Origin of the sequence: Kitasatospora sp. NBC_01300, from assembly GCF_041435235.1 — a bacterium.
Lineage (GTDB): Bacteria > Actinomycetota > Actinomycetes > Streptomycetales > Streptomycetaceae > Kitasatospora.
On record NZ_CP108408.1, the window covers coordinates 5,758,801 to 5,771,997 of the forward strand.

The window sequence follows — 13,197 nt, forward strand, 5'->3', positions numbered from 1 at the left end:
TCGGCCCGCAGCAGGCCGCGGGGTGGGGCGGTGGTGGTCACGGGGCACTCCAGGTGGGGCAGGGCATGGGGGTGGTGCGCAGCGCGGCGGCCGCGCCCAGGTCGGCGCAGCCCGCGAGGCCGAGCGCGTGCCGCAGCTCCGCGGCCAGCAGGTCGAGCACGTGGGCGCAGCCGGCCTCGCCCCGGGCCGCCAGGCCCCAGATCATCGGGCGTCCGAGCAGCACCCCGGACGCCCCGAGGGCGAGGGCGGTGAGCACGTCCGATCCGCCGCGCACCCCGCTGTCCAGCAGCACCTGGCAGTCGCGGCCGGCCAGCGCCTCGGCGACGGCGGGCAGCGCGGTGATCGAGGGGACGGCCCGGTCGAGCTGGCGGCCGCCGTGGTTGGACACCACCACGGCCTCGGCGCCGAGTTCGGCGGCCCGTACCGCGTCCGCCGGGTCGAGCACCCCCTTGATCATCAGCGGCAGGCTGGTGTGCTCGCGCAGCCAGGCGAGATCCGCCCAGGTGACGGCGGGGGAGAGCAGCTCGGCGGTGTGCGCGGCCACGGCCGAGACGGCGGTGGTGGCCTGGTGGGCCCGCCCGGCGGCGCCGTCTTCGAGCAGGACCGCGCGGACGTCCGCGGGCAGCGCGAAGGCGTTCCTGGCGTCGCGCAGGCGGCGGCCCATGAACGGTACGTCGGCGGTGACGACCAGGCACTCGCTGCCCGCCGCCTCGGCCGCCGCGACCAGGTCGAGCAGCCGACCCCGGTCGCGCAGCCAGTACAGCTGGAACCAGAGCGTGGCTCCCGTCGCGGCCAGCTCCTCGAAGCCGACGCTGCTGAGCGTGCCGACGGTGAACGGCACCCCCGCCGCGGCCGCCGCCCGGGCCGAGGCCAGCTCGCCCTCGGGGTGGAACAGCCGGTGGTACGCGACGGGCGCCACCGCCACCGGCAGGCTCGCGCGGCTGCGCACCAGGGTGGTGGCGGTGTCGCAGGCGGAGACGTCGGCCAGCACGCGGGGCACCAGGGCCAGCTGGTCGAAGGCCGCCCGGTTGCCGGTGAGGGTGCGCTCGCGCTCCGCGCCGCCCTCCAGCCAGTCCCAGACCTCGGGCGCGAGGACGGCCCGGGCGGGCTCCGCGTACTCGGCGACGGAGAGCGGCTGGGGAGAGAGCGGCTGGGCGGAGGGTGACGGGGAGGACGGCGACGGGGCGGGGGAGGGCTGGTGCCCGGTCAGGGCCGGCGCGCTCATCCCGCCACTTCGCTGGCGCTGCGCTGGAGTTCGACGGCCTCGTAGAGGGCGCGGACGTTGTTGCTGCCGAAGGTGCGGGCCCGGATGCGCTCGATCACCTCGAAGAAGAAGGTGCCGCGCGGGTGCTGGGAGCGGGTGAAGATCTGGAACAGCTGGCCGTCGTGGTCCTGGTCGACCAGCAGGTGCAGGGCGCGCAGCTGGTCGAGCGAGTGCCGCAGCGGCGTCAGACGGGCGGGCAGCACGTCGAAGTACGCGCCCGGGGTGCGCAGGAACGGCACGCCGCGCTCCGCCATCGCGGAGACGGAGTGCACGGCGTCGGCGGAGGAGAAGGCCACGTGCTGCACCCCGGCGCCGCCGTGGTCGGCGAGGAAGGAGGCGATCTGGCCGCCCGCGTCCGGGCTGAGCGGCTCGATCAGGGTGAGCGTGACGCTGTGGTCGGCGCTCTGCACGACCGCCGAGTCCATGCCGAGGGCGCCGACCTCGATCCGCTCCTCGAAGATCATCCGGAAGCCGAAGACCTCGCAGTACCGGCGGACGGTCTCGCGCAGCTCGCCGGAGGGGACGCAGACCGCGAAGTGGTCGACGGAGCGCAGGCCCACCGTGCCGGCACCGGTCACGGGGAGGGCGTCCGGCAGGCCGGGGATCCGGCCGGCGGGGGCCTCGGGGCCGCGTTCGATCAGGGTGTGCACCACGTCGCCGAAGGCGCCGACCACCGCCGTGACGCAGCCGTGCGCGGCCTGCGGCGGGCGCAGGCCGTCGGCGCCCCGGCCGGTCAGCGTCCGGTAGGCGTCGGCGGCGTCCGGCACCCGCAGGGCCAGTGCGCCCACGCCGTCGCCGTGCCGGGCCAGGTAGCCGGTGGCCGGGTGGCCGCTGGCCAGCGGCTGGGTGAGCAGCAGCCGGATGGTGCCCTGCCCGACCAGCGCTGAGAGGCAGCGCTCGGCGGCCTCGCCGCGCTCGGTGGGCGGGACGAGCAGCTCGAAGCCGTACTCGCTGGTCAGCCGGGCGGTTTCGGCGGTGAGGTCGGACAGGTAGAACTCGACGTGGTCCAGTTCGACGGGGAGCGGGGCGGCGGTGGGCGAGGAGCGGTCGGTCATCTGAGGAGCTTTCTGGTGAGGAGGAGAGGAGGTGTCGAGGGTGATCGGGTGATCAGGTGCGCTGGAGGTCCGGGGCGCTCCCGGGCTCGGTGGAGCTCTCGGGCTCTTCGGGGGCCGCGGGTTCGGCGGGGGCCTCGGTCCCGGCGGGGGCCTCGGTGCCGTTGGGGGCTTCGGGCTCGGTCGGGGCCTCGGGCTTGCCGAGCAGGTGGGCGGCCGCGAGCAGGGCGCCGAGCACCATCACGGCCAGCACGACCCGGAAGTCCAGGGCGGCCACCAGCCCGGAGCCGACCCCGACCGCGAGGGCCTGCGGGGCGGTGAGCGAGAGGTTGACGGCCGCCTGGGCGCGGCCCATCAGCTGGGGCGGCGTGGCCGCCTGGGCGGCCGTGGCGAGGCCGACCATGGCGGCCGGGATGCCCGCCCCGGCGATCACCAGGCCGGCCGCCACCACGGGGAGGGACGGCGCGAGCAGCAGGACCGTGCCGAGGCCGAACACCACCGACCCCGCCATGACCGTCCGGCGCGGCCCGAGCCGGCCGATCAGCAGACCGCCGACCACCGAGCCGCCCAGCGCCCCGACCGCCTCGGTCGTCTCCAGCACGCCGAGGAACTGCGGCGGGCGGTGCAGCCCGTGCTGGGTCAGCGCGAACAGCACCGGCTGGAGCAGGCTCAGGACGAAGCCCGTGACGGCGGTGGCCGCCACCAGCGGGCGCAGCCCGGTCGCACCGCGCAGGTGGGCGAAGCCCGCCAGCACCTCGGTGCGCCACCGGCGGCCCGAGGGCTCCGGCCTGGGCTCGTCCGCCCGCAGGCCGAGGAAGGCCAGGGCCGCCAGCAGCAGCACGCCGAGGTCGGCCAGCGCCACGGCGTGCCCGCCCAGCCAGCTGTAGAGGCCCGAGCCGAGCAGCGGCGCGACCAGCGTGGTGCCGGCCCGGGCGCTCTGGGTGAACCCGGCTGCCGCGCCGAAGTCCTGGCGATCCGTCAGGATCGTGCGCAGCAGGGCGCTCTGCGCCGGGGCCAGCACGGCCCCGGCGAGACCGCAGAGCGAGGCCGTGCAGTAGATGATCCAGACCCGGTCCGGACCGTCGACGAGCAGCAGGGGCGTCAACCCCGCCGCCACCACCAGGTTGACGCCGACCAGCAGCGGCCTGCGCCGGACCCGGTCGGCGAGCAGGCCGCCCAGCGGTAGGAGCAGCAGCGGCGCGGCGAAGCAGAACAGCACCAGCCCGGCGGCGGAGTTGCTGCCGGTCAGCACCTTGGCCCAGATGCCGAGGGCGATGGAGAGGGCGCTGTCGCCGAGGACGGACAGGGTCTGCCCGACGAGGTAGCGCCGGAACTCCGGGCGGGCCAACAGCGGGTGCATCGTGGTTCCTTCGCTGCGCCGACGGCGCTTCGGGGTGCTGGGCGTGCTGGGCGTGCTGGGTTGCTGGAGGTGCTGAGGGCACTGGGCTGCTCGGCGCGTGAGGTGCGTGAGGCGGTGGGGCGCGTGGGGCGCGGACGGTGCGCCCTCACGCGCCGTGCGCGGGGACGTGCGCGAGGAGGTGCAGGGAGGCGCGGGGTGCCGTCAGGGAGCGGTGGGCGCGGTGGCGGTGAAGCCCTCGATCACCGCGTCGTTGGCGTCCTTCTCGCCGACGGCGATCCGGACGCCCTGGCCGGGGTAGTAGCGGACGGCCACCCCTCGGCGCTCCAGCTCCGCCCTCAGGGGGAGCTGGTCACCCGGCGCGACGACCCAGAGGAAGTTGGTCAGGCTCGGCGCCACCGTCCAGCCCAGACCCAGCAGTTCGGCCCGCAGGCGCTCCCGCTCGGCGGCGATCTCGGCGATCCGCCGGTCCACCTCGTCCTGGGCCGAGACGGCGGCCAGCAGACCCGCCTCCTGGAGCCGGTTCACCGCGTACGGGACCTGGTGGTCCCGCACCCGCTGGGCCACGGACTCCTCCGCGAGCGCGTAGCCGATCCGCAGGGCGGCGATGCCGTGCGACTTGGAGAGGGTGCGCAGCACCACCAGGTTCGGCCACTCGGCGATCCGGTCCGGTACCGACGGGGCCGCCCAGTCCCGGGCGAAGTCGACGTACGCCTCGTCCAGCAGGATCAGCGCCGTGGCCGGGACTAGGCGGAAGAAGTCCGTCAGCTCCGCCCAGGAGTAGACCGTGCCGGTCGGGTTGTGCGGGTTGCACAGCACGACGATCCGGGTGCGCTCGTCCAGCCGCTCGGCCATCGCGGCCAGGTCGTGCCGGGCGTCGGGGCCGAGCGGGACGGCCCGGGCCTCGGCCCGGGCGATCTCGCAGAACAGCGGGTACGCGTCGAAGCAGGGCGCCGAGTGCACCACGTTGTCGCCGGGCTCGACGACGGCGTGGAAGAGGTCCAGCGCCACGCCCGCCGAGCCGTGGCCGACCACGACCTGAGCGGCCGGGACGCCCTGCCAGTCGGCGATGATCCCCTCGATCCGCTGCGGGCGGAAGTCCGGGTACCGGTGCAGGTCGCCGGCGGCCGCGGCCAGGGCGGCCACGACGGACGGCAGCGGCGGGCCGGGGTGCTCGTTCTGTGCCAGCAGGTGTCTGGCGGCGGAGGCGGCGGCCATCAGTCGGCCTGGAGGACGTAGAGCCAGGAGTGCGGGGTGGCCAGCGCCTCGACGCGGTCGATCCGCAGCCCGGCGTCGGTGAACAGCTCCTCGTACGTCTCCTTGGTGTGCAGCGGCACGCCCATCATCGCGTGCGCCAGCTCGAAGCCGACCGAGAAGACCGGCAGGGCGCTCTGGGACTCGCCCGGGCCGCGGAGCATGGTGTCGCCGAGCACGAAGGTGCGGGCCTTCGGGAAGGCCTCCCGCATCCGGGTGAAGATCGAGGAGCGGGTGGCCGGGTCGGCCAGCAGGTCGTGCAGCAGGAAGAAGCTCATCACGGTGTCGACCTCGGCCACCTCGGCGGCCTCGGCGTCGTTGTCGATCTGGGTGCCGAGCAGGCCCAGGACGTCGGCCCGGACGGCGGTGACGCGGTCCTGCATCCCGGCCGTGACGATGTCGCGGCGGGCGATGTCGGTGGCCGGGCGGCTGATGTCGATGCCCAGGCCCCGGGTGCCCTCGCGCTGCCCGACCACCCGGCGCACCCGGGCGGAGGTGCCGCTGCCCAGGTCGGCGATGGTGCGGAAGTCGATGCCGGAGAGCACGTCGGTCAGCTGCGCGGCGAACAGCGACTGGTCGCACTGGGCGGAGCCGAGGGCGACCATCGCCTCGTCGCGCAGGACGTCCTCGCTGTAGCGGTGCGTCCCCGCGCTCAGGTGCCCGGCGCGGCCGAACACGTCGTGGTACCCGCCGACGGCCCAGGTGAAGTAGCCGCGCGCGGCGGCGACTTCGAGACCCACCTCGGTGGGCACGTAGGTGCCGCCGTCGGCCTTGACGTAGCCGCAGTCGGCGGCGGCGCGCAGGACGGCCTCGGTCCGGGCGGTGTCGCCGCCCTGGGCGGTGGCCTCGACGGCCGAGAGCGGCTCGCCGCGCCCGAGCCTCTCCAGGACGCCGATCCGGTCCAGCGCGAAGATCACGTTGGCGGCGATGAAGCCGTTGTAGGCGTCGGTCGACGTGATGGGCGACGGGGTGACGCCGCGCCAGGTGTCGGGGATGGCGGCAGTGGTCATGGTGGTGTCCGTTTCTCGGTGGGCGGGCCGGGTGCGGCCCGTGCGGTGGGTGCAGGTCGGTGGCCTGCGGTCGGAAGGGATGCGAAAGTCGGCGGGTCAGGAGGCCGGCCGGTCAGGTGGCCGGCCGGCCGGTCAGGCGGGCGGCCGGTCGGTCAGGCGGGCGGCGAGCACCGGGCCGATGACGGCGAGCGCCTCGGGGCCCGTCATGGCGCCGTGGGTGCTCGGCACCTCGTGGACGTCGATCCGGCCGCCCACGTGGCGGCGCCAGCCGTCCGGGTCGGGGGCGTCGGCCGGGCGGTCCTTGGCGGCGGTGAAGACCACCGCGTCGCCGTCGTAGCCGGGCAGCGGGAGCGCGTGCGCCAGCTCGGCGTTGGTCCGGAAGACCGCGACCACCCGGGCCACCGCGGCGCCGCTGAGGCCCGCGAGCGGGCCCTCGCCGTGCCGGACCAGCTCGGCGTAGCCGTCCTCGTCCTCGGGCCAGGCGCCGATCTCCCCGGCCGGGTGGCCGAGCGAGTCGAGGATCACCGCCAGCTGCTCCGGGTCGTCCCGCCCCTGCTCGGGCCCGGCCTCGCCGGTGCCCGGGTAGGCGTCCAGCAGGGCCAGCAGCCGGACCTCCTCGCCCTGCTCGCGCAGCAGCGCGGCGATCGCGTGGGCGACGGCCCCGCCGAAGGACCAGCCGAGCAGGGCGTACGGGCCCTCGGGGCGGACGGCGCGGATCTGCGCGAGGTAGTCGCGCGCCAACTCCGCGACGGAGGAGGGGCGGTGGCCCGGATCGGCCAGGCCCGGGGCCTGGAGGCCGTAGATCGGCTGCTCGGCGTCGAGGTGGCGCAGCAGCCCCGTGTACACCCAGCTGATGCCCGCGGCCGGGTGGACGCAGAACAGCGGCGGGCGCGAGCCCCGGGTGCGGATCGGCAGCAGGACGGGGAAGCTCTCGGCGCCCGGCCCGCGGGCGAGTCGCTCGGCGAGCCCGGCGACGGTCGGCGCCTCGAACACGGTGCGGACCCCGATCCCCTCGCCCGTGCCGACCAGCTCCCGCAGCCCCGCGACCAGGCGGGCGGCCAGCAGCGAGTGCCCGCCCAGCTCGAAGAAGTTGTCGTCCACGCCGACCCGTTCGAGCCCGAGCACGTCGGCGAACAGCCCGCAGAGCACCTCCTCCTGCGGCGTGCCGGGTGCCCGGCCGGCGCCGGGCCAGGCGGCGGTGTCGGGGGCGGGGAGGGCGCGGCGGTCGACCTTGCCGTTGGCGGTGAGGGGGAGGGCGTCCAGGGCCACGACGGCGGAGGGCACCATGTGGTCGGGCAGGGTCGCGCCGACGTGGGCCCGCAGGAGGGCCTGGTCGACCGTCTGCCCGGGCCGGGCCACGGCGTAGCCGACCAGGCGCCGGTCGCCGGGGCGGTCCTCGCGGACCAGGACGAAGGCCTGGGCGAGGGAGGGGTGCCGGACGAGGGCGGCCTCGATCTCGCCGGGTTCGATGCGGAAACCCCGGACCTTGACCTGGTGGTCGGTGCGGCCGAGGTACTCCAGGGAGCCGTCGGCCCGGCGGCGGGCGAGGTCGCCGGTGCGGTACATCCGGCTGCCGGGGGCGCCGTAGGGGTTGGCGACGAAGCGCTCGGCGGTCAGGCCGGGCCGGTTGAGGTAGCCCCTGGCCAGGCCGGCGCCCGCGAGGTAGAGCTCGCCGACGACCCCGGCGGGGACGGGCTGCAGGGCGGCGTCCAGGACGTGCAGCCGGGTGTTCAGGACGGGCCGGCCCAGCGGCGGTGCGATCCGGCCGGACAGCGGGGTGGTCATGCTGGCGCAGACGGTGGACTCCGTCGGCCCGTAGGCGTTGACCATCCGCAGGCGGGCGGACCAGTGCTCGACGAGGTCGGGCGGGCAGGCCTCCCCGGCGACGGCCAGGGTCTCGACGTGCGCGAGCGCGTCGGGCGGCAGGACGGCCAGGGCGGTCGGCGGCAGGGTGAGGTGGGTGACGCCCTGCTCGGCGATCAGTTCGGCCAGGGCGGGGCCGGGCAGCAGCTGGTCGGCGTCGGCGAGGACGGCGCGGGCGCCGGTGAGCAGGGCCAGGCTGAGCTCGGCGACGGCGGCGTCGAAGGAGGGGGAGGCGAACAGCAGGTAGCGGCTGTCCGGGGTCACGGCCAGGCTCTGGCGCTGGCTCTCGACCAGGGCGGCGAGGCCGGTGTGGGGGACGACGACGCCCTTGGGGCGGCCGGTGGAGCCGGAGGTGTAGATGACGTACGCGGCGGCGTCGGTGGCGGTACCGGGTTCGGTGCCGGTTTCGGCGTTGGTTTCGGCGTTAGTGAGGTCGTGCGACGGGTGGCCGGAGGTGTCGAGCTCCTCGACCAGCAGGCGCGGGACGGCGCTGTCGGCCGGCAGGCCGGCGGCCACCGTGCCGGTGGTGAGGACCAGGACGGGCGCGGCGTCGGCGAGCATGTAGGCGATGCGGTCGGCCGGGTAGCGCGGGTCGAGCGGGAGGAAGGCCGCGCCGGCCTTGAGGACGGCGAGCTGGGCGACGATGAGCTCGATCGAGCGGTCCAGCGCGATCGCGACGAAACGCTCGGGGCCCGCGCCGTGTGCGGTGAGCAGCCGGGCGAGGCGGTTGGCGCGTCCGTTCAGCTCGGCGTAGCTGAGCTGCTCGGCGCCGAAGGCGAGCGCGACGGCGTCGGGGCGGGCGGCGGCCTGGGCCTGGAAGAGCGCCGGGAAGGTGGCGGGGGCGACGGGGTGGTCGGTGTCGTTCCACGCCGTGATCAGCTGCCGCCGCTCCTCCGGCGCCAGGATCTCCACCTGGCCCACCCGCTGGTCCGGGTCGGCCAGCACCGCGCGCAGGGCGCGCTCGAACCGCGCGGCCGTCGCCGCCGCCGTGGCCCGGTCGAACAGGTCGACGGCGTACTCGACCGACAGCTCCAGCCCGGCGGGGGCGCCGTCGCGGTCGAAGGTCTCGCCGAAGGCGAAGGTCAGGTCGAACTTGGCGAGGTCCGAATCCAGCGCCTCGACCCGGCCCGGCAGGCCGCCGAGGTTGATCGTTCCGGCGTCGCCGCCCGAGGTCAGCATCACCTGGCAGAGCGGGTGCCGGGCCGTCGAGCGCGCCGGGTTGAGCAGCTCGACCAGGCGCTCGAAGGGCACGTCCTGGTGTCCGAAGGCGTCCAGGGTGCCGATCCGGACGCGCTCCAGCAGCTCCCGGAAGCTCGGGTCGCCGGACGTGTCGGTGCGCAGGACCAGGGTGTTGACGAAGAAGCCGACCAGGTCGTCGAGGGCTTCGTCGGTGCGGCCGGCGACGACGGTGCCGATCGGCAGGTCGGTGCCCGCGCCGAGGCGGCCCAGCGTGGTGGCGAGTGCCGCCTGCATCACCATGAACACGCTGGCCCGGCTCTGCTGCGCCAACTCGACCAGGGCGCCGTGGAGTTCACCGTCCAGGTGCAGTTCCACCGCCGCGCCCCGGCGGGTCGGCGCGGTCGGGCGGGGCCGGTCGTAGGGGAGCGCCAGTTCCTCGGGGAGGCCGGACAACGTCTGCTGCCAGTGGGCGAGTTGTTCGGTGAGGAGGGTGGTGGGCTGTTGCGGGGTGCCGAGGAGTTCGTGCTGCCAGAGGGCGTAGTCGGCGTACTGCACGGGGAGCGGCTGCCACTGCGGTGCGGTGCCGGCGAGGCGGGCTTCGTAGGCGGTGGCGAGGTCGTGCAGGAGCGGGGCGACGGACCAGCCGTCGGTGGCGATGTGGTGCATCAGGACGAGCAGGACGTGTTCGTCGTGCGGGAGGGAGAGCAGTGTGGCGCGGACGGGCAGGTCGTGGGCGAGGTCGAAGACCTGCCCGCCGGCCTCGGCCAGGGCGGCCCGGAGCGCCTCCTCGGTGGCCACCGGCACGGTGTGCAGCGGGAGTTCGGGACGCTCGACGATCAGCTGGTGCGGCTGGCCGTCGGTGGCGGGGTAGACGGTGCGCAGCACCTCGTGGCGGTCGAGGACGTCCGTCAGCGCCGCCTGGAGGGCGGGGGCGTCGACCCGGCCGGTCAGGCGCACCGAGCACGGGGTGTTGTAGAGCGCGTTGGGGCCCTCGAACTGGTCGATGAACCACAGGCGTTGCTGCGCCGGGGAGAGCGGGATGCGCTCGGGCCGGTCGACCGGCCGCAGGGTCGGGCGGGCCGTGCCGGAGGCGGGAAGGACGGCGGCCAGGGCGGCGACGGTCGGGGCGTCGAACAGGGCCCGGATGGGCAGTTCGGTGCTGAGGGCGGTGCGGATGCGGCTGACCAGCTTGGTGGCGAGCAGCGAGTGGCCGCCGAGGTCGAAGAAGCGGTCGTCGATGGTGACGGTGGTGAGTCCGAGGACGTCGGCGAAGAGTTCGCAGAGGGTTTGTTCGGTGGTGTTGCGGGGGGCGCGGCCTTCGGTGGTGCCGGTGTAGTCGGGGGCGGGGAGGGCGCGGCGGTCGACTTTGCCGTTGGCGGTGACGGGGAGGGTGTCGAGGATGACGACGGCGGCGGGGAGCATGTAGCTGGGGAGGGTGTCGGTGACGGCGGCGCGCAGTTCGCCGGGAGTGACGCTCTCTGTCGACGTGGTGGTGTAGACGACGAGGCGTTTGTCGCCGGGCTGGTCTTCGCGGACGTGGGCGAGGGCTTGGCCGACGGCGGGGTGGGCGGTGAAGGCGGTTTCGACTTCGCCGAGTTCGATGCGGAAGCCGCGGATCTTGACCTGGTCGTCGGCGCGGCCGAGGAATTCCAGGATGCCGTCGGTGGTCCAGCGGGCGAGGTCGCCGGTGCGGTACATGCGCTCGCCGGTGGTGAACGGGCAGGCGACGAAGCGTTCGGCGGTGAGGGCGGGGCGGCCGGTGTAGCCGCGGGCGAGTCCGGCGCCGGCGATGTACAGCTCGCCTGCGACGCCGGCGGGTACGGGCTGTAGCGCGTTGTCGAGCACGTATGTGCGGGTGTTGGCCAGAGGGCGGCCGATCGGCACCACGTTCGGGACCGCCGAGACGGGGGTCATGGTGAAGGTGGTCTTGATGGCCGTCGTCTCGGTGGGCGCGTAGACCGCGACGACGGAGGTGTCCGGGCACGCCTGGAAGAGCCGGCGGACGGCCTCGGGCGGGACGACGTCGCCGCCGGTCCACACCTGCCGGACGGCCCGGAAGGCCTCCGGCGTCTCCTCGGCCATCAGCCGCAGCAGGCCCGACGGTGCCTGGACCAGGGTCACCCGGTGGGTGGTGATGGTCTCGGCGAGGCGCCGGACGTCCAGCTCGCCGGGCTCGGCCAGCACGATCGCCCCGCCGGTGACGAGCGGCGCCCAGATCTCGGTGGTGGAGGCGTCGAAGGCGGTGGGCGAGTGCAGCAGGACGCGCTCGTGGTGGCCCTCGCGGAAGTGCTGGTTGCCCAGCAGGTCGACCACGTTGCGGTGGGTGACGGCGACGCCCTTGGGCAGGCCGGTCGAGCCCGAGGTGTACATCACGTAGACCAGCTGGCCGGGGTGCACGGGCACGGCCGGGTCGCCCGCCTCGGGGGCGGTGGCGAGCAGCGCGTCGGTGACCTCGACGGTGGCGAAGCCGCCGGTGGCGAGGACCGGGTGCCCGTGGTGGGCCGGGTCGGTGAGCAGCAGGCCGGTGCGGGTGTCGGTGAGGATGTGCTGGAGCCGGTCCAGCGGGTAGCGGTCGTCCAGCGGGACGTAGGTGCCGCCCGCCTTGGCGATCGCGAGGACGGCCGTGAGCAGCCCGGCGGAGCGCTCCATCAGCACCGCCACGGGCTGTTCGGTGGTCAGGCCGCGCGCCAGCAGCAGGGCGGCGAGGCGGTTGGCGCGTCCGTTCAGTTCGGCGTAGCTGAGCTGTTCGGCGTCGGTGATCAGGGCGGGGGCGTCGGGGGTGGCGGCGGCCTGGGCCTCGAACAGCCGGGGCAGGCTGGTGTCGGGCACCGGGGCGGTCGGTCCGTTCCAGCCGGTGAGCAGGTGCTCGCGTTCGGCGGGGTCGAGGATGTCGATGCTGCCGATCGGGGCGTCGGGGTCGGCGGCGACGGCGTGCAGGACGCGCAGCAGCCGTTCGGCGAGGGCGGTGGCGGTGGTGTGGTCGAAGAGGTCGGCCGCGTAGTCGACGGCGCCGCGGACGCCGAGGCAGTCGCCGTCCGCCGTGAGGTGCTCGACGAAGTTGAAGTTCAGGTCGAACTGGGCCTGGGCCTCGCCGGCCTCGACCGGCCGGGCCGCCACCGGGCCGAAGGCGAGGTCGCCGGCCCGCTCCGTGTTCAGGGTGACGAGCGACTGGAAGAGGGGGTGGCCGGCGGTGCGGGTGGGGTTGAGGTGTTCGACCAGGCGCTCGAAGGGGATGTCCTGGTGGTCGTAGGCGTCGAGGTCGGTGCGGCGGACGCGGTCCAGCAGTTCCCGGAAGCTTGGGTTGCCGCTGGTGTCGGTGCGCAGCAGCAGGGTGTTGACGAAGAAGCCGACCAGGTCGTCGAGGGCTTCGTCGGTGCGTCCGGCGACGACGGTGCCGATCGGCAGGTCGGTGCCCGTACCGAGGCGGGTGTAGAGGGTGGCGACGGCGGCTTGCAGGGCCATGAAGAGGCTGGCGTTCTGCCGGCCCGCCAACTCGGCCAGGGCGGTGTGCAGTTCGACGTCGAGTTCCAACTCGGCGGCCCCGCCCCGGCGGGTGGGCGCGGTCGGGCGGGGGCGGTCGTACGGGAGCGCCAGTTCCTCCGGGAGGCCGGACAACGCCTGCTGCCAGTAGGTGAGTTGCAGGGAGACGACGCTCTCGGGGTCGTCCTCCTCGCCGAGCAGCTCGCGCTGCCAGAGGGTGTAGTCGGCGTACTGCACCGGCAGCGGCTCCCACTGCGGTGCGGTGCCGGCGAGCCGGGCCTCGTACGCGGTGGCGAGGTCGCGGAAGAGCGGGGCGACGGACCAGCCGTCGCTGGCGATGTGGTGCGTCAGCAGCAGCAGGACGTGCTCGCCCGGCGCGGGGAGGGCGTACAGCCAGGCGCGGACGGGGAGGTCGGCGGCGAGGTCGAAGACCTGCCCGGCGTCCTCGCGCAGCCGCTCGGACAGTTCGGTCTCGTCGGCCACCGGCACCCGGTGCAGTGGCGGGCGACCCTGGTCGAGGATGTGCTGGTGGGGCTGGCCGTCGGTGGTCGGGAAGACGGTGCGCAGCACCTCGTGCCGGGCCACCACGTCCCACAGCGCGCCTTCGAGGGCGGCGGCGTCGAGCTCGCCGGTCAGCCGGAGGGCGAACGGCGTGTTGTAGAGGGCGCTCGGGCCCTCGAACTGCTCGATGAACCAGAGCCGCTGCTGGGCGAACGACAACGGGATCAAGGTCTGCCT

The 13,197-nt window shown here is 75.0% G+C and carries 6 protein-coding genes; all 6 read right to left on the minus strand.

The genetic code is table 11. The annotated features are described in order from the left end of the window. Window positions 1–37: 37 nt before the first annotated feature. Window positions 38–1,225: an alpha-hydroxy acid oxidase gene (locus tag OG556_RS25580; RefSeq protein ID WP_371519729.1), complete on the minus strand. Its 1,188-nt coding sequence runs from the start codon at window positions 1,223–1,225 to the stop codon at window positions 38–40. After that, window positions 1,222–2,319, minus strand: coding sequence for a 4-hydroxyphenylpyruvate dioxygenase (gene hppD, locus OG556_RS25585; protein WP_371519732.1), 1,098 nt, complete (start codon window positions 2,317–2,319; stop codon window positions 1,222–1,224). Before hppD ends, OG556_RS25580 begins: the two co-directional genes overlap by 4 nt. Before the next feature lie 52 nt (window positions 2,320–2,371). Then, a complete protein-coding gene (locus OG556_RS25590) occupies window positions 2,372–3,676 on the minus strand; it encodes an MFS transporter (RefSeq protein ID WP_371519734.1) in 1,305 nt (434 codons plus the stop codon). A 201-nt stretch (window positions 3,677–3,877) separates the two neighbouring features. After that, window positions 3,878–4,891 (minus strand): histidinol-phosphate transaminase, encoded by a 1,014-nt coding sequence (locus OG556_RS25595; protein WP_371519738.1) that lies wholly within the window; start codon window positions 4,889–4,891, stop codon window positions 3,878–3,880. Further along, a complete protein-coding gene (locus OG556_RS25600; protein WP_371519740.1) occupies window positions 4,891–5,937 on the minus strand; it encodes an SAM-dependent methyltransferase in 1,047 nt (348 codons plus the stop codon). The genes OG556_RS25595 and OG556_RS25600 overlap by 1 nt, the downstream gene beginning before the upstream one ends. Before the next feature lie 132 nt (window positions 5,938–6,069). Then, window positions 6,070–13,188, minus strand: a complete 7,119-nt coding sequence (locus OG556_RS25605) for an amino acid adenylation domain-containing protein (protein ID WP_371519742.1) — start codon at window positions 13,186–13,188, stop codon at window positions 6,070–6,072. Between the last annotated feature and the right edge of the window lie 9 nt (window positions 13,189–13,197).